The organism is Vibrio sp. CB1-5 (assembly GCF_059412285.1).
In genome coordinates this window covers 49530-70652 of the sequence record NZ_JBJHPB010000006.1, presented here as the reverse complement: position 1 = coordinate 70652, position 21123 = coordinate 49530, and the positions used below count along the sequence as shown (strand labels likewise).

Annotated in this window: 17 protein-coding genes; 10 read left to right on the top strand and 7 right to left on the bottom strand. The window is 46.3% G+C overall.

Annotation, left to right across the window (positions count from 1 at the left end; translation table 11 throughout):
• Positions 1 to 233: 233 nt before the first annotated feature.
• The 4 genes from ACJB0T_RS06335 to pstB all read left to right on the top strand — a co-directional run bounded on the left by ACJB0T_RS06335 (position 234) and on the right by pstB (position 3800).
• Positions 234 to 1055 carry a phosphate ABC transporter substrate-binding protein gene (locus ACJB0T_RS06335; RefSeq protein ID WP_446646404.1) on the top strand — a complete coding sequence of 274 codons (822 nt, stop codon included), beginning with the start codon at positions 234 to 236 and terminating at the stop codon, positions 1053 to 1055.
• A 94-nt stretch (positions 1056 to 1149) separates the two neighbouring features.
• Positions 1150 to 2082, top strand: a complete 933-nt coding sequence (gene pstC, locus ACJB0T_RS06330) for a phosphate ABC transporter permease subunit PstC (protein WP_479294074.1) — start codon at positions 1150 to 1152, stop codon at positions 2080 to 2082.
• Between the two features lie 5 nt (positions 2083 to 2087).
• A complete protein-coding gene (pstA, locus tag ACJB0T_RS06325; RefSeq protein WP_479294072.1) occupies positions 2088 to 2951 on the top strand; it encodes a phosphate ABC transporter permease PstA in 864 nt (287 codons plus the stop codon).
• Positions 2952 to 3050: 99 nt separating this feature from the next.
• Complete coding sequence (pstB, locus tag ACJB0T_RS06320; RefSeq protein ID WP_479294070.1) at positions 3051 to 3800, top strand: phosphate ABC transporter ATP-binding protein PstB; 750 nt, start codon at positions 3051 to 3053, stop codon at positions 3798 to 3800.
• Between the two features lie 263 nt (positions 3801 to 4063).
• Here the strand turns inward: pstB and ACJB0T_RS06315 are convergent, their stop codons facing one another.
• From ACJB0T_RS06315 to ACJB0T_RS06305, 3 genes are all read right to left on the bottom strand, one after another.
• Positions 4064 to 4360 carry a hypothetical protein gene (locus tag ACJB0T_RS06315; RefSeq protein WP_479294068.1) on the bottom strand — a complete coding sequence of 99 codons (297 nt, stop codon included), beginning with the start codon at positions 4358 to 4360 and terminating at the stop codon, positions 4064 to 4066.
• A 171-nt stretch (positions 4361 to 4531) separates the two neighbouring features.
• Positions 4532 to 5758, bottom strand: coding sequence for an MFS transporter (locus ACJB0T_RS06310; RefSeq protein ID WP_479294066.1), 1227 nt, complete (start codon positions 5756 to 5758; stop codon positions 4532 to 4534).
• A 12-nt stretch (positions 5759 to 5770) separates the two neighbouring features.
• Positions 5771 to 5953 (bottom strand): hypothetical protein, encoded by a 183-nt coding sequence (locus ACJB0T_RS06305; protein ID WP_353499724.1) that lies wholly within the window; start codon positions 5951 to 5953, stop codon positions 5771 to 5773.
• Between the two features lie 201 nt (positions 5954 to 6154).
• Between ACJB0T_RS06305 and yjjG the strand changes: the two genes are divergently transcribed.
• The 6 genes from yjjG (at position 6155) to ACJB0T_RS06275 (ending at position 13926) form a co-directional block, all read left to right on the top strand.
• Positions 6155 to 6829, top strand: a complete 675-nt coding sequence (yjjG, locus tag ACJB0T_RS06300; RefSeq protein WP_479294064.1) for a pyrimidine 5'-nucleotidase — start codon at positions 6155 to 6157, stop codon at positions 6827 to 6829.
• Positions 6830 to 7045: 216 nt separating this feature from the next.
• Entirely contained in the window at positions 7046 to 9085 is a 2040-nt protein-coding gene (locus ACJB0T_RS06295; RefSeq protein ID WP_479294062.1) for a sensor domain-containing protein, read from the top strand.
• 303 nt (positions 9086 to 9388) lie between these two features.
• Complete coding sequence (locus ACJB0T_RS06290) at positions 9389 to 9733, top strand: c-type cytochrome (protein WP_112460112.1); 345 nt, start codon at positions 9389 to 9391, stop codon at positions 9731 to 9733.
• Between the two features lie 10 nt (positions 9734 to 9743).
• Entirely contained in the window at positions 9744 to 11165 is a 1422-nt protein-coding gene (ccoN, locus tag ACJB0T_RS06285; RefSeq protein WP_479294060.1) for a cytochrome-c oxidase, cbb3-type subunit I, read from the top strand.
• Positions 11162 to 11773, top strand: coding sequence for a cbb3-type cytochrome c oxidase subunit II (locus ACJB0T_RS06280; protein WP_353499720.1), 612 nt, complete (start codon positions 11162 to 11164; stop codon positions 11771 to 11773). The genes ccoN and ACJB0T_RS06280 overlap by 4 nt, the downstream gene beginning before the upstream one ends.
• Positions 11770 to 13926: a c-type cytochrome gene (locus tag ACJB0T_RS06275; RefSeq protein ID WP_353499719.1), complete on the top strand. Its 2157-nt coding sequence runs from the start codon at positions 11770 to 11772 to the stop codon at positions 13924 to 13926. Before ACJB0T_RS06280 ends, ACJB0T_RS06275 begins: the two co-directional genes overlap by 4 nt.
• Before the next feature lie 71 nt (positions 13927 to 13997).
• On the opposite strand, the gene ACJB0T_RS06270 is transcribed toward ACJB0T_RS06275, so the two are convergent.
• The 4 genes from ACJB0T_RS06270 to ACJB0T_RS06255 all read right to left on the bottom strand — a co-directional run bounded on the left by ACJB0T_RS06270 (position 13998) and on the right by ACJB0T_RS06255 (position 21079).
• Positions 13998 to 15482 (bottom strand): peptide MFS transporter, encoded by a 1485-nt coding sequence (locus ACJB0T_RS06270; protein WP_479294054.1) that lies wholly within the window; start codon positions 15480 to 15482, stop codon positions 13998 to 14000.
• A 371-nt stretch (positions 15483 to 15853) separates the two neighbouring features.
• A complete protein-coding gene (locus tag ACJB0T_RS06265; protein WP_479294052.1) occupies positions 15854 to 18901 on the bottom strand; it encodes an efflux RND transporter permease subunit in 3048 nt (1015 codons plus the stop codon).
• Positions 18902 to 18909: 8 nt separating this feature from the next.
• Entirely contained in the window at positions 18910 to 19992 is a 1083-nt protein-coding gene (locus tag ACJB0T_RS06260) for an efflux RND transporter periplasmic adaptor subunit (RefSeq protein ID WP_479294050.1), read from the bottom strand.
• A 157-nt stretch (positions 19993 to 20149) separates the two neighbouring features.
• A complete protein-coding gene (locus ACJB0T_RS06255) occupies positions 20150 to 21079 on the bottom strand; it encodes a LysR family transcriptional regulator (protein ID WP_479294048.1) in 930 nt (309 codons plus the stop codon).
• Positions 21080 to 21123: the final 44 nt, after the last annotated feature.

Here is a 21123-nt window from a genome sequence, read left to right as displayed (position 1 = left end):
CCACTTTATGACAAATATGACAGTAGAAATTTTGCCTGTCATATTTGTGTTTGTGCTCAACCCTTCATGGTAACTCACTGATTTTAAGTGATCTTATCCCATAAGCCGCCATCTTCAAAATTCTCATTTGTCATAGACCTTTCAAGGAACTGAAACACAACTGTCATATTCGCCCACTAATCTTGTCAGCGTTCAAACGAAACAAGGCAATCAAGCCATTAAAGGAAATTGTGATGAAAAAGACAGTTATCGGTGCAATCGCTCTACTAGGCGCACTAACAGTGACATCAGCTTCAGCAAAAGAAACTATCTCTGTAGTAGGTTCTAATAGTGCTTCTCCACTGGTTGAGGTTTTTGCAGAAACTTACATGAACAAAGGCGAACCGGTGTTTATCGAAATTCAAGCACCAGGTTCTTCAGCAGGTATTCGTGCAGCGAAGGATGGCAGCGCAGACCTAGGTATCTCTTCTCGTGACCTTAAAGCGGAAGAGAAATCAGCAGACCTTAAAGAGCTAGTTATCGCTCGTGACGGTATCGCAGTTGTTGTTAACCCAAACAACAGTGTTAAAGAGCTAACGTCAGAGCAAATCACAAGCATCTACAAAGGCGAAATTACTAACTGGAGCCAAGTTGGCGGTGAAAACAAGCCAATCGTTGCAATCACTCGTGATACGGCTTCAGGTACTCGTGGTGCATTCGAAGACATCATGAAACTAAAAATGAAGATCAGCGGTAAGAAAGTATCGGCTATCTCTCAACGTGCTCAAGTTGCTAACGGTAACGGTGCACTGAAGGTATCTGTAGCAAGCAACCCATACGCTATCGGCTATATTTCTCTAGGTACAGTAGACAATACAGTTCAGCCTCTAAAAATTGACGGCGCTGCAGCTACAGTGGACAACGTGAAGAACGGTTCTTACAAAGTTGCTCGTCCATTCCTTGTTCTTTACAAAGATGGCGCACCTTCAGCTGAAACTCAACAATTCCTAGACTGGATGGTTGCTGATGAAGCTCAAGCACTATCAGCTAAGAAAGGTTACATCACTGTAAACTAATCGAATCAGTAAATTATTTAAGTTGCTCAGCCCGCCTTTTAGGGTTGAGCCTTTTGCGCGTCTATTGAAGTAGTACAAACATAGAAGCAGAATTATGACCATCGCAACAAATAGTGAGAAGCTTATGAACAATGAAGCGACTCAGTCTGTCACTCGCGGCCTAAAAGCACAAAAACGAGTGGATTGGAAAGAAAGAATTTTCCACGGACTTTTCCTAACCAGTGCAGTAGTCGGCATCCTTTCCCTTGCTGTTATTGCTTACTTCATCGTTAAAGAGAGTATTCCTGCATTCCAAGAAGTGGGTGTTTCTGGAATCGTATTGGGCCAGCACTGGCTACCGCCTGCGCTTTATGGTGTTGCCACCATGATTGTCGCATCGGTCGTGTCAACGCTGGGTGCGGTAGTGGTTGGTGTACCCATTGGTGTTCTAACGGCTATCTTCATCGCAGAGATTGCACCAAAACGTCTCGCTGACATTATCCGTCCAGCGGTTGAGCTACTTGCGGGTATCCCATCGGTAGTTTACGGCTTCTTCGGTCTGATTATTATCGTACCGCTTATTCAGCAAATCTTTAATGTTCCTGCAGGTAACACGATTCTTGCCGGTATCATTGTACTGGGTGTGATGATCCTACCGACGGTAATTACGGTATCTGAAACGTCGATTCGCGCGGTACCTCGCACGTATAAAGAGGGCTCATTGGCTCTTGGCGCATCAAAAATTTACACCATTTTCAAACTTCTCGTTCCGGCGGCTCGTTCAGGCATTATGACTGGCGTCATTCTGGGTATCGGTCGTGCGCTAGGTGAAACCATGGCCATCATTATGGTAATGGGTAACGCACCAGCGATGCCAGGTAGCATTTTGGAATCAGCACGTACGCTTACCGCGAACATCGCGATCGAAATGTCATACGCAAGTGGTGTTCACGCAAACGCGCTTTACGCGACTGGTGTTGTGCTTCTGGTGTTTATCATGATGCTCAACTCAGCTCTACTTTACTTGAACCGTGAGAAAGCGAAGTAACTATTATGGATACAGTAAAACTAAAGAAAGCGCGTGACCAAAAAGACGCGATTCTAAACGGCTTTGTATGGGCAGCAGCGGCGCTGACCGTTGGCTTCTTGTTCTGGATTATTTGGTACATCCTTTCTAACGGTCTTCAGCACGTTGATTGGAACTTTATTACTGACAACTATACGGCAACAGGCAAAGAGAAGGGCATTTTCCCAATGATCATCTCGACCATTTATATGGTTTTCGCGTCTATTGCAGTAGCGGCGCCATTGGGCATTATGACGGCTATTTACCTGACCGAATATGCAAAAGTAGGCAGCAAGTTGGTTAAGGTTATCCGTTTCTGTACTGAGTCATTGGCAGGTATTCCGTCAATCATCTTCGGTCTGTTCGGTATGACGTTCTTCGTGGTTATCTTGGGCTTTGGCTTCTCGATTCTATCGGGTGCGCTAACGCTGAGTATCCTGATTCTGCCGGTTATCATTCGTACCACAGAAGAAGCATTGATGGCGGTACCGCAAACTTACCGTGAAGGTTCTTATGGTTTGGGTGCATCGAAAATCTACACCATTTGGCGTCTTATACTGCCAAGTGCAACTCCAGGTATTCTTACTTCGGTCATTCTAAGTATTGGTCGTGTAATCGGTGAATCTGCACCGGTATTCCTAACAGCAGGTATGGTGGCACGTATTCCAGATTCACTGTTAGATTCAGGTCGTACCCTAACGGTTCACCTGTACAAACTCACAACGGAACTGTTTACGATTGACGAGTGGAACCAAGCATACGGCACAGCGACTGTACTGATTGTGGTTGTTCTACTTATCAACACGCTAACGAAGTTTATCGCTAGCCGCTTTAACACAGCAACGTACTAATTGAGAACAATTCGGTGGATGGTGAGGCCAGAACATAAAGAGCTAAGCCATCAATTAATCCTCCGAATTTACACGACAAAGAATTTAGAGAATAGAGACATGAACAAGTTTAACATTGAAAACCTAGACCTTTTCTACGGCGAAAACCAAGCACTGAAATCGATCAACCTACCGATCCCGACTCGCCAAGTAACGGCGCTAATTGGCCCGTCAGGCTGTGGTAAGTCAACACTGCTTCGCTGTTTGAACCGCATGAACGACCTTATTGAAGGCGTTAAGATCACAGGCCTTTTAGAAATGGATGGCACTGACATCTACGGCAACATCGACGTTGCTGACCTACGTATCAAAGTAGGCATGGTATTTCAAAAGCCAAACCCATTCCCAATGAGCATCTACGAGAACGTGGCTTATGGTTTGCGTGCACAAGGCATCAAAGACAAAAAGCACATTGACGAAGTGGTAGAAAGCTCGCTTCGCGGCGCTGCTCTTTGGGACGAAGTAAAAGACCGCCTTAAGTCACATGCGTTTGGTTTGTCTGGTGGTCAGCAGCAGCGTCTATGTATCGCTCGTACGATTGCCATGCAACCTGACGTTATCCTAATGGATGAACCAACGTCTGCACTTGACCCAATCGCGACGCATAAAATTGAAGAGTTGATGGAAGAGCTTAAAAAAGACTACACCATCGTTATCGTTACTCACTCAATGCAGCAAGCGCGTCGTATTTCAGACCGCACTGCGTTCTTCCTAATGGGTGAGTTGGTTGAGCACAATGAAACTCAGGTTATTTTCTCTAACCCAAGTGATGATCGCACTCAAGGTTACGTAAACGGTGACTTTGGTTAATGGCACGTAACGCTTGAAATCGTTTGAACACTATTTCCATTTATCGCCCGATTCGTTTTGAATCACAGCATTAGCGTATGACAGAATTTACTGGCATATCACTATAACTATAAGCGATGGTACTATTGCCCTTCCTTGTGAAGGGCTTTTTTTCGTCTGTACAAAGTGAGTTTGCTGATAGCTTCGCTGCTGAAAACACAAACAAAAACGTCAAACCTCGCGTAAGGTTTGACGTTAGTCGAAGACTTGTTTGCAGTCGCGAATTAGTTTTGGAATAGAAACACGCAACTGGTGAGGTAATCCAACATCTCTTGATGAGATACCGTCTGATCGGCGCGGTAGCCAGTAATCAATCCGTAGACAATGGCGTAGTTTTTGTCGTTGTGTGCGACATGCTCTTGGGCAAAGAAGTCAGAAATCACCTTACTTAGCTCAAAGATATCACTGCGGTCTAGCGCCTCTGCGCCTGCATTTGCTAAGGGGGAAAGGTCACCGAGTTTATTCGTTAGCCATTTGACGAGTTGCGAGTCTTCTACGGGACTTTGTTGATCAATTTCCACAATGTAATTCCAAGTATGAGTGAATGCTCTAATCCTAGGAAACTTTTCACTCTCTTGCCATAGGAGAAAAGTCGCAACTATCGAAGTTAGCGATTGAAGTCACACTGACCTTTTAAAAATAGAAGAAAGCCAACGAATAAACGTTGGCTTAGTGAAATTGTGTTTCGTTAACTAGGCAGTTGCAGTTGCAGTTGCAGTTGCAATTGGGCGTAGCGGCTTATCATTGATTGGCAAATGAATCAGCGCAGCCGCTAAAGCAAGAACAACCGTTGACCACCAGATAGGCTCGTAAGAGCCGTAGTAATCGTAGATCCTACCGCCAGCCCACGCGCCAAGGAAACTGCCTACTTGGTGAGTGAAGAACACCAAGCCGTACAAGGTTGATAGGTAACGCGCGCCGAAGATCTGACGAACGAGCCCAGAGGTCAGTGGTACTGTACCCAACCAACAAAAACCGATGGCACCACCAAATAGCGCCGCAGTGTGTTCAGTTACTGGCATCGTCACAAACGCAGCAATCACAACCGTTCTAAATAAGTACAGCATCGACATCACATGGCGTTTACTGAACTTATCGCCCATCAAACCCCAGAAGTACGAACCAAAAATATTGAAAATACCCACATAGGCAAGCGCCAGTGCGGCACTACTAGCAGGAAGATCTTTATCAGCTAAGTAGCTTGGTAGGTGCGTCGCGATGAACATTACGTGGAAGCCACATACGAAAAAACCTGCATGGATAAGCCAGTAACCTTTATGGTTGAAGGCCTCTTTGAGCGCTTGCTTTAGTGTTAGCTCGTTTTGCTCAGCGGCACCATTAGCACTATTTGCTGGACGGGCTGACTTCATAAACAGGGAGAAAGCGATCATCATGGTACAAAGCACAGCAAAGCCTTGTAGTGCACCTTGCCAGCCCATGTCTTCTAACATCAACTGGGCACCAGGAATCATCGCGAACATACCAAATGAACCGGCCGCAGTAGTCAGGCCAAATGCTTTGGCAGCATGTTCAGCTGGTACCACTTTTGCTACCGCACCTAAAATGATGACATAGCTAGTGGCACTTAGGCCTAAGCCAACTAATGCACCTAGTGAGAAGTAAAGCACTGAAGCTTCTGTAGTAACAGAGGTCAAATACAAGCCCACGGCATAGGCGATAGAGCCCATCAAAATGATGCGTTTTGAGCCCCATTTATCCGCAGCCATACCGACAAAGGGTTGAAACATACCAAACAGTAAGTTTTGTAGCGCAATGGCGAAGCTAAAGAACTCACGGCCTGTCTGGAAATGATCGGAAATTGGCATCATGAAAATGCCAAATGACTGGCGAATGCCTAAGCTGACGATAAGGATGCCAATACCAAGCCAAACTAGGGCTGGAAAGCGGAAAATACTCATTGTAATAACACTCTAGTGATGATGGTGGTGTGAGTGATCCATAGGATCAGATGGGTTTTGTTGGTGACACCCACTGTTAATGGCTTGCTTGGCCAAAAGGTCGAGTAAGGTCGGTGAGTGGTGCACCGCCATCAATGCCACGGCAAGAAGCAGCAACATTCGTATTAGCTGAGCAAAAATGGATTGTGAGAACATAAACTCAATTCGCGTTGATGCGCAAAAGTGGCGTTAAAAAAGAGCGCGCAGTGTAATGATCTACCGAGTATGACTCAAATGACATTTAGTGAAGTTATGTATGCATAAAGTGCATAGTTAAAAATCAACGTTCTCACTGAGTACCTATTCGCTATTTGAAGGGTTATAATTCCGCGGTTCATCACTAGGGATACAACAATAATGAAGTACGATTGGGTTCTGTTTGACGCGGACGAGACGCTGTTCCACTTTGATTCATTTGGTGGCATGAAGCTGATGTTTGAGCGTTTTGGTGTTAATTTCACGCGTGACGACTATGACGCGTATCAATTGGTCAATAAGCCGTTATGGGTGGACTACCAAGATGGTAAAATTACTGCTGATGAGCTTAAAACCATCCGTTTTGAAGGTTGGGCTGCGAAACTTGGAATCACACCTTTTGAGCTAAATTCTGCATTCCTAGAGGCAATGGCGGATATTTGTACTCTGTTGCCAGGGGCAAGAGAGCTGCTTGATGCACTTTCAGGTAAGGCAAAACTAGGCATCATTACCAATGGTTTTACTGAGCTGCAAGCGATTCGTCTTGAGCGCACAGGGCTTAGCAACTACTTTGAACATGTGGTTATCTCTGAGGAAGTGGGCGTAGCAAAACCGGATCTCGGGATTTTTGACCATGCTCATCAATTGATGGGGCTACCATGTAAAACTAAAATTTTGATGGTAGGCGATAATCCTCATTCTGATGTACTCGGCGGTATCAACTTTGGTATTGAGACGTGCTGGCTGAATACACAAGGTGCCGAGGCACCTGTGGGTATTCGTCCACACTATGAAGTGAAGTCTCTCGAACATTTAAGAATGACGTTGTTTGCATAGGCATCAGATGTGTCAGGCTGAAGTGTATTTGGGGGCGAAATGTGAGAAATTGTAAACTCAGCTTTGCACTTTGCCTCTTTAGAGGTACAGACAATCTTCACATTCGAACACTTGTTCGGTATAAATCCTCATCTGCATTTAGTACGATATGTTGAAACTTCGGCCGAGGGATCTTTGGCCTAGCCGAACGAATGAGTAGTTCTGAGTTTCCGTATCATGTCTTTAAAAAATCTTCCTACGCTGCAGCAATTTATTGATGCACTTGATGACCATATTTGGGTCAAGAATGCTGACGGTCAATATGTTGCTGTCAACGAAGCCAGCGAAACCGCTTGGCGCCATTCTCGTGAATATATCTTTGGTAAGACCGACGAACAGTTATTTAGCAAGGAGCGTGCTGAGTACTTTAAACATATTGATGAGAAAGTGATCGCGAATGGTGGTCAGCGAACGGTTGAAGAGTGCGCTGCGCTAGATAAAGAGGGTAACGAAGTTTGGCTAGAGACAGTAAAATCTCCGATAAAGGATGAGACTGGAGATCTGGTCGGTATCATTGGCATGACGCGCAATGCCACAAGAAGAAAGCAAGTAGAAGCTCGATTATCGCTTACTTCAGAGATATTCAACAATTTCCAAGAAGGCATGATGATCACCGATCACAATGCTAATATCATGGACGTTAACCGCGCATTCACCGCACTTACCGGTTACGAAGAAGCTGAAGTAATAGGGCGCAACCCGAGCTTTCTTCAATCTGGTCAGCACCATCCAGACTTTTACACTGAGCTTTGGCAACAGTTAAGGGAGTATGGTCAGTGGAAAGGGGAGTTTATCAACCGCAAAAAGAACGGCAGTATTTACCCTCAGTTGGCGACTATCAGTGCTATTACCGATGAAAGCGATGAGATCCTGCACTATATTTGCGTATTTGAGGACATTTCACTACGTAAAGCGCACGAAGAAAAGCTGCGCCGGATGGCCTTCTTTGATCCGTTAACCAATTTGCCCAACCGTGTTCACCTTACTCACTTATTGGAACAAAGCATTGCTTTGGGCGAAAAGAGTGATACTCCATTTGCGACTTTGTTTCTCGATCTTGATCATTTTAAACACATCAACGACAGCAAAGGGCACTTGTTTGGTGACCGGCTTTTAGCGCAAGTTGCTGAGCGTTTGCAAGCGATGCAAGCAGGGAATGCAATAATCGGCCGAATTGGTGGTGATGAGTTCGTTATTATCCTTACCGATTATGATTGTGAAGCGACGCTGCTCGATATTATCGATCAGACCTTAGGGGTATTTAATACATCGTTTGTGTTTGAGCACAATGAACATCTTCGTGTATCGGGCAGTATTGGCGTCGCACGATATCCGAATGATGGCTATGATAGTGAAACTTTGCTCAAAAATGCCGATACGGCCATGTATCTGGCTAAAAAAAATGGCCGCAGTGGCTACGCTTTCTACTCCCCAGATTTAACCGATCGATCGGTGCAGCATGTTCGCATTCAATCTGCCCTTCATGATGCCGTTGATAAAGAACAGCTTTCGCTCGCATACCAGCCACAATATCGCCTCGAGGATAACGCTTTAGTAGGCGTAGAGGTGCTGCTTCGCTGGGAACATCCTGAACTGGGCTTTATCCCACCAAGTCTTTTTATCCCAATTGCAGAGAAGACAGGACTGATACAACACATTGGACAGTGGGTGCTAAAAGCCGCTTGTCAGCAAGGAAGAACGTGGTTCGAGCAGGGGCTTTCCTTTGGAAAACTGGCGGTTAACGTGTCAGCCTTACAACTGCAAAGGGCGGAATTTGTAAAACAGTTGGCCGATATTACTGAGCAAACGAAGTTTCCCTTAGAGCAACTGGAGATTGAAATTACCGAGAGCTTTCTTCTTCATAATCAGCAGCATGCGTTCAATACATTGAATGAGCTTCGGGAGCTTGGGGTTGATGTTTCGCTGGATGATTTTGGTACCGGCTACTCATCTCTCTCTTATTTGAAAGGTCTGCCGATCAACAAGCTCAAGATTGATCGCTCGTTTGTCAATGATGTACCAGAGGAAAGTGATAGCAACGCGCTCGTACTTGCGATTATCGCCATGGGCAACGCGTTAGATTTGCGAGTGGTAGCAGAGGGGATTGAAACCGAACAGCAAATCGATTTTCTTACTCAGCATGGTTGTCAGTTTGGCCAAGGTTATGCCTTTGCTAAGCCACTGACAGAAAAAGACTTTGTTTCTCTAATCTCTTGATGATTTTTGGCAAACCTTATCATTCTATTCTGTAAGGTTTGCTAAGTATATCCTTAAAGAAATTGCGCCTTTGTTTGCACTATTGTTGTCGCTAACCCGTAGCAATGGTCGTTAGGGCTTAGCGATGTTAGAACATGGGCATATCACCCCTCACTAAAGAAAACACGTATTAATCGCCTGTGATTTTTGACTGACCGCGCATCCCGTTACTATGCTTTCTAATCAAGTTAGCTTTAACGAGAACGGTAAACGTTACGTCAGTAAGTATGCAGTCCTGACTTTCGTCAAACAAGGAAGCGCATCATGGGTAAATTTACCTCCAGGGTGATTCTGGCTCTTTTTACTGGAACACTCTTGTTTTCATTTCAGACGCTCGCAGATGAGCGATTCAAAGTGGGTATGGAGAAAGCCAAAACCTGCGCCACCTGTCACGGTGACGAGGGAATCTCCAGCATTGAGTCCTACCCCAACTTACAAGGTCAAAAGATGGGATATCTGATGACCGCTCTTCGAAGTTATCAAACCAGAGAACGCAGTGGCGGTCTTGCGGTGCTGATGCAACAACAAGCAGACGCATTGAGTGATCAAGATATCGCTGACATCGCGTACTACTATTCCAAATTAGGCTCTGACGCCAACAAGCAGTGAAGGAGCCTTTATGGACATCACGGCGAATCACTACGACACAAAAGTCGTACGTTACTTTATCCTAGCGTCACTCATCTGGTCAGTTGCCGGCATGGTCATCGGCGTTATTTTGGCTGCTCAGCTCTACTGGCCAGTGCTCAACTTTGACTCCGAGTACTTTCAATTCGGCCGACTCAGACCACTCCACACGTCTGGCGTGATATACGGATTTGTCGTCAACATATTGATGGGGACTTCTTTGTATATTGTTCAGCGTACGTGCCAATGTGCACTATTCAACAAAAGCTTGTCTTGGATGGTCTTTTGGGGCTGGCAGTTGGTGCTTCTTCTTGCTCTCATTTCGTTGCCGCTGGGTTACACAACATCAAAAGAATACGCTGAGCTCGAGTGGCCAATCGATCTACTGATCGTGTTGGTTTGGGTGCTTTATGGTGTGCTGTTTTTCGGCACGATAGCGAAGCGAAAAGTCGAACACATTTTTGTGGCTAACTGGTTTTTTGCGGCGTTTATCATCGTAATTGCGATGATATTTGTCGTTAATAACCTGGCTATGCCAGCTTCGTTGATGAAGTCATACTCCGTGTATGCCGGAGCGCAGGATGCTATTGTCCAGTGGTGGTGGGGGCATAACGCTGTCGGTTTCCTACTCACAGCTGGGGTCATAGGTATGAACTACTACTTCATACCGAAAGTCGCAGACAGGCCAATCTACTCTTACCGTCTTTCGATTATTCACTTCTGGGGTTTGGTGGGCTTTTATACCTGGGCAGGTACCCATCACCTCATCTACAGCTCCGTGCCACTTTGGGTGCAGAATATTGGTATCGTGATGTCATTAATACTTTGGCTCCCATCTTGGGCAGGGGCGTTTAACAGTGCGATGACCTTACTTCAGAACAAACAGAAGCTGAAAACCGACTATATCATGCTGTTTTTCTTCTCTGCCATTCTCTACTACTGTCTTGCCACGTTTGAAGGGCCGCTGCTTGCGATTCGTTGGTTCAATATGATTGCGCACAACAGTGAGTGGGTGATAGGACATGTCCATTCCGGCGCCTTAGGTTGGGTTGGTATGTCAGGGATTGCCGTATTCTATTACTTTATCCCTAAGTTATGGGGTAAAAACGAGCTCTGGTCACCAAGGTTGCTCAAGTGGCACTTTTGGCTTGCTCATGCTGGTGTTGCTTTATATGCCATTGCGCTTTGGGTAGCGGGTATCGGAGAAGGGGTGATGTGGCTTGCACAAGGCGATAATGGCGAGTTGCAATACAGTTTTGTTGAAGCGATGAATTTCAAAGCACCGTGGTTGTTCTTACGCTTCTTTGGCGGAGCGCTGTTTGTTCTTGGCTTATTCCTGATGGTCTTGAACCTCTACAACACGGTGCGCATGCCGCTTACTCGTCGGGTGAGTAGTGAAGGAGGCGTATCATGAATGCTGATTTTACTAAGTCTTTGGTGATATTGATCGTATCGACCGCTGTGGTGGCGTCTTTCTCCATTTTAGTATGGGTGCTTCCAAATTTATTACGTACCCCAGAGCTCGTTCAGCAAAGCCAAGCGAAGCCGCTCACGGCGATAGAGGTGGCCGGGCGAGATATTTATATCAGTGAGGGGTGCCATGTGTGCCACACGCAAATGGTTCGTCCACTTGAACCTGAGATAAAACGCAATGGCCGCGCCAATCAAGAGTCTGATGATATTTATGAGTTTCCGAATCTATGGGGCTCGAAGCGCACAGGACCTGATCTCACCAATCTAGGCAGAAAGTATTCAGATCAGTGGCATGCCATTCACCTGATTGATCCACGCCGCGTTGTCCCAACGTCCATCATGCCTGCCTATCCTTGGTTGTTCGAACAAGTTCTGTCTGGCGATACCATAACCGGAAAGATGCAAACTTTGAAAGCACTAGGTGTGCCTTACTCTGAGGATGAAATTGCCAACGCAAGGTTAGAAGTTAGAGGAAAAACCAAGGGTGAAGCGCTGATCCGCTACTTGCAAAGTCTTGGTGTCGATACGGCTGAGGAGAGTGTGCAATGAGTAGTTTCTGGACTCTATGGGCTGCCGTGGGCACCCTTGTATTCTTCGTTCTAATGGTCGCTGTGATTGTTAAGTATTGGCGCAATAATCATCAAGCGGACAAAGACAAAGTGCTCGACACGTTCGATGGCATTGAAGAAAAAGATGCGCCGCCGCCAAAGATATTGTTTGTTTCCTATTTTGCTGCGTTCGTTATCTCATTTGGCTATCTAATCTTATATCCGGGGATCAGCGGTTGGTCAGGGTTGCTTAATTACGATCAGGCCGACGATAAGCTCAGCGCGCCGACGACAAGCCTTGATGCTCAGTTTTCCCTGGTACAAGACCAGTCTCTCATCTCGTTGGCGGACAACACTGAGATAGTCTCTTCAGGGCAAATGTTATTCCAAACCCATTGTGCTGCTTGCCATCGCGACAACGCACAGGGAGCGAAGCATTTCCCAAACCTTATCGACAATGAATGGATGTACGGTGGATCCGATGAGGCTATCATCCATTCCATCGAACTCGGTAGAAATGGTGCGATGCCCGGGTGGGTAGATGTGCTTAGGCCAGATGAAATCGCCAAGATTTCCTATTACCTCGCATCACTCAACCAACGCCATACTGATGTGCCAGAGGTTAAGGTGGAGCTTGGTAAAGACTTGTTCGTGAAAACGTGCTCTTCTTGCCATGGCGACGGTCGCTTAGTGAATATGGAAACGGGCGTACCTGATCTATCCGACAACATTTGGCTTCATGGAGGCAGCATAGAAGAGATCCAACACACCATACGTGCAGGGTTAAATAATGTGATGCCTGCCTTTGGTGAGCAGCTCTCTCAAAATGAAATCCTCGCGATTGGTGCTTATATCACCCACGCTCGCTTGCAAAACGATAACCGACTTGCGTCACTGGATGCAGAGGCGGTTGAACGCGGCGAGTATCTGGCTCATGCAGGAGACTGTGTGGCTTGTCATAGCGCCGAGGGGGGAGAGCCGTTTGCTGGTGGCCTGCCGTTTGTCACGCCATTTGGCACCATTTACTCAACTAACATAACGCCTCATGTCACAGAAGGTATTGGTAGTTATGACTACGAGGACTTTAGAGCCGCTCTCGTTGATGGTAAAGGGAGACATGGGTATCTATATCCGGCAATGCCGTTTACTTCCTACCAACATGTTACTGAGCAAGATTTGCGCGATATGTGGGAATACATGCAATCTATTGGTGCTGTATCAAGACGAAATGACGCCAATCAAATGATGTTCCCGTCGAACATTCGCTTAGGTCTCCTTGCCTGGGACATTGTTTTTGCCGATCGCAAACCAATGGAATACGAAGTGCCTGCCGAACTACAGAATAAAGTGGAGGATGTAGAAAAGTGGCAGCGCGGTAAATACTGGGTTGCTGGATTGGGTCACTGCTCGGAATGCCATACGCCAAGAAATATCGCTCAAGCGCTCGATAATGATCGTATATTCCAAGGCAATTTAATCGACGGATGGCATGCGCCGGACATCACGGCAGAAGAGCTGTTTATCGATGGTTGGGATCTGACTTCTTTAACTGATTTCCTCCATACAGGTCACTCTGATAAGGGCAGTGCGTTTGCTGGTATGGCCGATGTAATCAAGAACAGCTTGAGTTTGATGACCAGAGAAGATATTGAATCCATGTCTTATTACCTATTGGCGGGTGACTCCAATAATATGATCAGTGATGCCGCGGTACGATTAGAGCCCAAAGGGTTTGATGAAGTCTCGTATGCAGAAGATATCTATGCCACCTACAACCAAACTTGTGGCGCATGTCATGGGCCAGACGGTAAAGGACGAGATCCCATTGCGCCAACTTTGCTAGATAATGGCATTATCATGCACAGTGATCCGTTCAATACGATCGCTGTAACTATTCGCGGGCTCCAGCCTACGTATTTAGACAAAGAGCGAAATTTTATGCCGATGGCGAGCTTTGAAGATGTGTTGTCGGATAAAAAGCTGGCAGAGCTGATCACCTTCGTTCGACTCCATTTGGGGGCACGTGAAGTGCCAGTCACGGAAGAGGATGTGAAACAAGTGAGGGAAATGTTGGAAAAAGCAGGCTACTCAGGAGGTTTACACGTTACGCCTGAAATGTATGACCAGCGTGATGGCAACATTAACGTCAACTAAGCCTGTTTTGATCTGGGTTTAATGGGAAGAAAAAGGCTCGCTAAATTTAAAATAGCGAGCCTTTTCTATGGTTAACTTTCCGCTTCCGTCAGTTCCACTTGCTCTTTCGGTTGATGAGCATCCGCTGCGGCAAGCATCTTGCGAATTGCAATGGATGAGAGCAGAGCAACGAGCACCATTACAACGGCTAACATCGTTAATAAACCAAAGTAGTCACCATAAACGGTTTGCACGAACTCTTGAGTGATTTCTTGGCCTTTCTCTGCTGCGATTGAAGTAGAGAACACAGCGCCGACAATACCAGACAAAGCGATTGCCACTGAAAATAGGCTTACCGAGAAGTTCTCAATGTGTTTCGGTGCCACCGATAGAATGAAGGCGACAACTAATGAACCAACAATGACTTCAGCAAACGCTTGGAAGAAGTGAATCACGAGGAACACCTCAGGGCGGATAATCACATCTTCGCCAACATTCTTCACTGCAAACGCCAAAATACCAAACGCAATCGCTGTCATGATGAATGAAAAGCCAATCTTGGTGGCGGTCGTAAAGTGGATGTTGCGTTTTTCTAGTCCAGAGAAAGTCGCTGCAATCACAGGTCCTGCAACAATACACCAAAGTGGGTTCATCGACATTGACGCTTCAGGTGCGATTGGAATGATGCCAAACAAATCACCACGCATGGTGTTGATGGTCACCATAGTCATTGATGTCATCATTTGTCCGTAATAGACAAAAAACGCTGTCGTAAGAACGGTAACAATAATGATGGTTCCCATGCGAAGTGCATCGGCTTTTTCGGCTTTGAACATCAGTGAGATGAAATAACCAATAGCTGCCAAACCAATGGCGTAAACGATGTTTTTACCGATGTCCATGTTCGAGAACATAAAGAACACCATGCCGATCATGGCCACTGAAGTAATCGCAAACTTGATCCAGTTAGCGCTAGAGACTGGCGCTTTATCAATATCTGCACCGATACCTTGCAGCTGTTTTCTGAATGTGAACAGCATAAACAAAGCCGTAAACGCCAAAATTCCTGACAGTGCAAAGCTGCCATAGAAGCCAATCACCAACACAAACATTGGGAACAAGTACTGACCAAGTAGGGCGCCAATGTTATTCACGGAATAGTTAACAGGATAACCATTTTCAAAGTCTTCTTGGCTTTTGAACGTGCGCTTATAAAGGCTTGGGTAAGAGGGGGACATTAAGCCACGTGCGTAACTTGCCAGTGCGATACCAGCGAGACTCATTGGAATGTTAACGGTAGATGCGCCCAAGACCAGCAGAGCGTAACCACAACTGAAACCAAAGTAGGCTATGGTTAAAGAGCGATAGGCGCCTAGAAATTTGTCGGCGATAAAGCCCCCAGCGATGGCGAACAGCGGGCCGATAGATGAGAAAGCACCGACGACCATCATAGTATCCGCTTCGCTGTAATTGAGGTTCTCAAGGAAGAACCGAGTCAGTATGACCATGACGCCATAAAATGACAGTCCAAATATCATCTGGCAGAACATCATGGATTTGTTTAGTTTATTCCACATTACTTTATCCTTAATAACTTACATTGAGTGGTTTAAATGTCCGTGCATATGATAACAGACAAGATTTGTTACATGTTTTGTCGCTGGATGAGAATGTGGGGCGCGAGCACGAGTTTTTCTAATCAACAAGGTGAGTATTACTAATGTGGCGGCTTTATTCAGACCGGACCTTTTTTATCGATAAAGCTATGCTATTCGGGCTAAGTGCATATAAGTTCCCTCAGTAAGCGGAGTTAGGTCCTGAGTGGCAGGTGAATCTGGTCTTGGCATTTATGTTTGCAGAAGATCGCTAGGAGTAGATAACTGGTAGCAGACGCCTCTCATGAGACGTTTGCTGTTGACTTAATCGCAGAATCGACCGAAATGTCTTTTTACTTCACCATCAAGCGATACATCACAGGAACAAAATAGAACGATAATAGCGTTGTCAGCACTGTACCGCCGGCAATGGCGACTGCAAAAGGTGGCCAAAAACCACCACCTGCGATGATGAGAGGCATGAAACCACCCACTGTGGTAATGGTGGTGGAGGTGATGTGACGAGTACACGACATCACCGCATCAACCGAGGCCTCGATATCACCACTGGCGGCTTTTTCATCCATTCTCAGCTCGGCTAGTATGACGATCGCGGCATTAATCGCGAGGCCCATAATACCCAACATGGCAATGATTACGGTAAAGCCAAACGGATAGTTAAAGATCCACACAGACAGTAGACCCAAACCGCCGGCCAAGCCAGCCACCATGAAAATGATTGAGCTTAGTCTAAATGAGTTGAACGACATCACCACAACTAAGACCATCAAAACCACCACGACAGAGATATTGGAGATGAGCAATGCCACCGAGCGATCGCGCTCAGCAGATTCACCACCAAAATCGATGTGGTAGCCAGCGGGCAAAGTATAAGATTCCAGTCTTTGTTGAAACTCGTTTAACACGGTTTGTGGTAATACGCCTGCTTGAATATAGCCTTCGATAGTATTAACTCGTTCACCGTTGCGGCGTGTGATAGCACCGCGACTGGTCGTTAGCTCAAGTTCGGCCAATGTCGAAACGTTGACGCCTGTGGTGTAAACCTCAGAAGCAATAGGCAATCTTACGTTACCAAGGTGCGATAGATTTTCACGCTCTTCATTGGCGACTCGAACACGTATTGGGATCGACTCACTGCCTTCCGTCACCGATCCTGTTTCTCGTCCTACCAAGGTAGCCTGCAACATGTTGGCAAATTGATTGAGTGAGATGCCATTAAGCTTTGCGGTGTCTTCGTCGACTTTAAGCCAAACTTTGGGCGTGCCAGGTTGAAGCGTTTCCCGCGTATGCGTAACGTGCGGTGTGTTGGCCAAAATAAGGCGAATATCTTCACCTATCGCTTTGAGTGTATTGAGGTTTTCACCGTACACTCGAAGCTCAATAGGAGCTCGGAACGGAGGGCCTTGTTCGAGCTTTCTCACTAAGATCTGAGCACCAGGAAGCTCGCGATTTAGCCGAGCTTGAAGCTTAGGAATGAGCGCATTGGCCTGCTGGAAGTTTTCCATTTTCACCATGGCTTGTGAAAAATACGGCGCATTGTTTTGTGTTGCTTGTAAGTTGTAATAGAAGGAAGGGAAGTTAGCACCCACTAGCCAATCCACGCGTTCAACGCCCTGATAGTCGCGAATAATGGTATCAACATCCTCAGTCGTCGCTTTGGTCGCATACAAGCTAGCTTGTGGAGGCAGATAGACTTGAACCTCGAACATATCTCGGTCCGAGGGTGGGAAAAATTGCTCGGTTAGTTGAGACATACTCCAATAGCCAGTCACAGGAACGGCGAGAACCAGGATAAGTGAAATAGCGGGATGTTTGATGGCGAGTCTTACGGATTGGCTAAATCCACGAGTTAACGCTGGAATACGAAGGCCGCTGTTATACCAATGATTGCCGGAGGCATGGCTTGGCAGCAGCATAGTCGCAAAGCCTGCGATTACGGTATGCGACAAAATATAAGAGCCAACCAGTGAGAACGAAACAGTAATCGCAATCGCACCAACAAACTCTCCCGTTGCACCCGGCATTAAGAAGATAGGCGCAAATGCCAAAATGGTGGTCAGTGTTGAGCCAAGGAGCGGCACCCATAAGTGGGAGATAGCATTAATGGTCGCTTCCAGTCTAGCTTGACCTTTGAGTCGATAACTCTGAATCGTATCAACCATGACCACGGCGTTATCGACCATGATCCCCAGCGCGACAATGAGTCCGGTGACTGACATTTGGTTAATAGGAATGCCCGTCATTTTCATCAATGACAAGGTGATCATACAGGTTAACGGCAAAGCAATCGCAACGAGTATCGCTGCGCGTACACCAAGGGTGACAAAAAGTACGATGAGGATAAGAGAAAAGCCAATCAGTAGGCTTTTACCCAAATCGACCAAACGCGTTGTGGTGTAACCTTGTTGATCAAATAACAGAGTGACTTTAATGTTGCTTGGAAGGTCACGTTCGAACTGATTGATGACCGTTTTTGCTCGTGCTGTCCATTGATCAACTCGAAGTTCCGGCTCCATGCGAGCGGCAATAATCACTCCAGGATAGCCATCGATGATAGCTACTTCACTTTCTGGTGTTTTTTGGCTACGAGTGACGGTTGCAATGTCTTCCACGCGGATGATATGTCCGTTCTTAGCGACAAGAAGAGGCACCTGTTTGATACGCTCAATTGAATCGAGTTCAGACTCAATTTCCAAGCCGAATCGCGAGAACTGGCTTACTAGTTGCCCTGCTGAGTTCTTTGCATCAGCGCCACGCAGGCTATCACCGATTTGAATGCTCGATGCCCCAAACGCGGCAGTATCTGCGGTTCGCAAGTTTACTTGGATCTCTTCTTTCGGCATGCCATATTCGTCAACAAACTCGGTGCCAGATAAAGTGCGTAGCCTCTTCGCCAACTCCTTACCATAACGACCGAGTGTCAAAATATCCGGCTCGCCCGCACCCTCCCAAGTCAGTGAAGAGATGACAGTAAATGCGTAGGTATGATCGCTATCGAGATCGGGTGGTGCTGTTCCAACTGGAAGTAACGGTTCAATATCGGAAAGTTTATCTCTGGCTTTTGACCAGATAGGCTCTGGCTCTGTCACTTCGTCTTTGAGCTCAATAGTGACGATAGAGACTCCAGGACGCGAACTGGATGTGAGCAACTTAACTTCACTTAGCTCGCGCAATTTGTTTTCTACGACTTCAGTGACCAGTGTTTCCACGCGATCGGCGCTCGCACCAGGAAAGCTGGTGGTGACGTTGGCAAAGCGATTACTAATGATGGGATCTTCTGCTCGTGGCAATGAAGTAAACGCGGCCAGACCGCTGACGATCAATAGTGCGGTAACCAGTAGCAATAGACGAGTATTAGTGATTGCATCAATAAGCTTCATAATGATCCTTATTGCTGCGCAATTTGAACAGGTTGCCCGGGTACTACACGATGTAAGCCGCTGGCGATAATGGCTTCGCCATCTTCAATAGCCCCGGATACAAAGGCGCGCTGACCATCGGCATAAAACACATTGACGCTGCGTCTTTCAACTTTATTGTCCTCTCCGACCACGTACACGTTCCAGACGCCACGGAGTCCATCGATAAGCGCAGTAAGGGGAACCCAGTAACCGCTGTCTTGCACTGTTTCATCAAAGGAAAGGTAGGCCAGTTGACCTTCTAGTAGGTCTGGGTTTTCCGGGAGTTGATATCTAAGCCCAACGCTTCGAGATTGGGTGTCGACCATCGCACCCGGATTGAGCAGTGTAGCGGCATAGTCGTTATCATCGACTCGAATGATAGGAGAAGTGAGAGCGGTAACGCGTTTTAGCTGCTTAGCAGGGATGCCAATAAATGCCTCTTTCCCTTCTGTTGCAAGCAGTACAAACGTCGGGGTACCCACATTGACAACGTCACCTAATGAGACGTAACGCTCTGAGATACGCCCCGCGTACGGAGCCAGAATGGTCGACTTCTCGATGCGCAGTCTATTAGCGCGAATTGCCGCTTCCAAACGGACGAGATTCGCTTGTAGGACGCCTTTTTCGCTGGTGAGTGCATCGATTTCTGCATCCGCACTAAACCCTTTGGACTTTAGTGATTGTTGGCGTTTGAGGTTGGCATTGACGAGTTTTAATTGCGCACGCACCTCTTTGTCTTGAGCGTTAAGTTGACCAAGTTCTGTTTTCAGAAGGTCGGTATTGAGTTGAATTAACGCTGTGCCTTTTTCGACGCTGTCACCAACATCGACCAAAATGGCCTCGACTTTCCCTGCCAGTTCAAAGCCAAGCTTGGCTTGTTGGCCAGCTTTGACCGTGCCCACGTATTCGCGTTTCACTTGATACGATGGGCTCAGTTCGACATGGGTCGTGGAGACCGTTAATGGCTCAACAGCGCTGATGTCCGTTTCGTTTTGCTCACTACAGCCCAAAACTAGAGCTATAGCACTTAGCACTGATGCTTTAATTAGTATTTTCGAAGTGCGCATCATTGATTCCTATACAACTAACTGCATTGTATAGGTTAATCAATGATTTTCGCTGCTGTCTACCTTGGTTATGTTAATGAAAGGTAAAACACAAAGAAGATGGCCGGGGTGTGATGTTGATCGAAAAATGAGCAGGTGTTTGAATTAATGCGGCTCAATTTTAATGCTTTTTACTTCGCTCAAAAATATGAGTTAAAGATTGGATAAACCAGTTCATCATTTCACTGTTGGCGTGTCGGGAATGGAAGTAACCATTTGCAAAATAGTGAATTTCGGGCACATGTACTTCAGGGTCAAGCATCACTAAGTCGGGGTAGTTTTGGATGGGAAAACTGTCGTTTATTCCCATAAACATATCAGAGTGACGCAGCACATCTAATAATACGACTGGAAACTCAGAAGCAAAGCCTACTTCAAGTTCAAACCCCAAACGCTTAAAGGTTTCAACGGTAGGACTATTTAGTTTGCTGTAGTCACTGACTAGAAGTCTTGCTAGGGGGTAGGAGGCGAGATGTTCGGCAGTAATAGGTTGGTTTGCTATAGGGTGGTCTCGTCTTAACAGTATTTTAGCAGTGAGCTTGGCTAACTCCTGCTCAACTAAGAACGGTAAGCGCTCTGTAATCGGTGCGTTTATGCCCAGTAAGATGTCACCCTTTTCTATCCCAGAAATCGTGTGGTCGTTCCATGAGGTGATGTGCACTTTTAAGTTTGGAGCATGCTTTTTAAAGTGACGATAGATTTCTGAAGAAACCGAAAAAACGAACTGAGACGACAACGCAATCGTAATTTCTTCGTCAAGCTCTGCCGGATCAAACGGACTGCTAGCGTTGACCACACTTTCAAGCTGATAAATCAGTGGTAATAGATTACGGGCAAGTTGCTCGGAAAACGTGGTTGGCTCAAGTCCGGTTTTCACTTTGACGAACAATAAGTCATCAAAATGATGTCGGAGCTTCTGCAAAGATTGGCTCACGGCGGGTTGCGATACAAACAACCGCTCAGCGGCTTTGCGCATGTTTTTCTCTTCAAGCAGAACTTTAAACACTCGAAGTAAATTGAGGTCGAGATTGTTGAATCGATTTTTAGCCAAGGTGCTCACTCATTTTTGTGACATTGTCGCGAACCATAGCAATA

Excerpts from the sequence above, each read along its gene's own strand:
- ACJB0T_RS06280 (WP_353499720.1), top strand. The coding sequence starts at position 11,162 with ATGAATGCTGATTTTACTAAGTCTTTGGTGATATTGATCGTATCGACC.
- yjjG (WP_479294064.1), top strand. The coding sequence starts at position 6,155 with ATGAAGTACGATTGGGTTCTGTTTGACGCGGACGAGACGCTGTTCCAC.
- ACJB0T_RS06290 (WP_112460112.1), top strand. The coding sequence starts at position 9,389 with ATGGGTAAATTTACCTCCAGGGTGATTCTGGCTCTTTTTACTGGAACA.
- ccoN (WP_479294060.1), top strand. The coding sequence starts at position 9,744 with ATGGACATCACGGCGAATCACTACGACACAAAAGTCGTACGTTACTTT.
- ACJB0T_RS06305 (WP_353499724.1), bottom strand. The coding sequence starts at position 5,953 with ATGTTCTCACAATCCATTTTTGCTCAGCTAATACGAATGTTGCTGCTT.
- pstC (WP_479294074.1), top strand. The coding sequence starts at position 1,150 with ATGACCATCGCAACAAATAGTGAGAAGCTTATGAACAATGAAGCGACT.
- ACJB0T_RS06265 (WP_479294052.1), bottom strand. The coding sequence starts at position 18,901 with ATGAAGCTTATTGATGCAATCACTAATACTCGTCTATTGCTACTGGTT.
- ACJB0T_RS06295 (WP_479294062.1), top strand. The coding sequence starts at position 7,046 with ATGTCTTTAAAAAATCTTCCTACGCTGCAGCAATTTATTGATGCACTT.
- ACJB0T_RS06275 (WP_353499719.1), top strand. The coding sequence starts at position 11,770 with ATGAGTAGTTTCTGGACTCTATGGGCTGCCGTGGGCACCCTTGTATTC.
- ACJB0T_RS06260 (WP_479294050.1), bottom strand. The coding sequence starts at position 19,992 with ATGATGCGCACTTCGAAAATACTAATTAAAGCATCAGTGCTAAGTGCT.
- ACJB0T_RS06335 (WP_446646404.1), top strand. The coding sequence starts at position 234 with ATGAAAAAGACAGTTATCGGTGCAATCGCTCTACTAGGCGCACTAACA.
- ACJB0T_RS06310 (WP_479294066.1), bottom strand. The coding sequence starts at position 5,758 with ATGAGTATTTTCCGCTTTCCAGCCCTAGTTTGGCTTGGTATTGGCATC.
- pstB (WP_479294070.1), top strand. The coding sequence starts at position 3,051 with ATGAACAAGTTTAACATTGAAAACCTAGACCTTTTCTACGGCGAAAAC.
- ACJB0T_RS06270 (WP_479294054.1), bottom strand. The coding sequence starts at position 15,482 with ATGTGGAATAAACTAAACAAATCCATGATGTTCTGCCAGATGATATTT.
- pstA (WP_479294072.1), top strand. The coding sequence starts at position 2,088 with ATGGATACAGTAAAACTAAAGAAAGCGCGTGACCAAAAAGACGCGATT.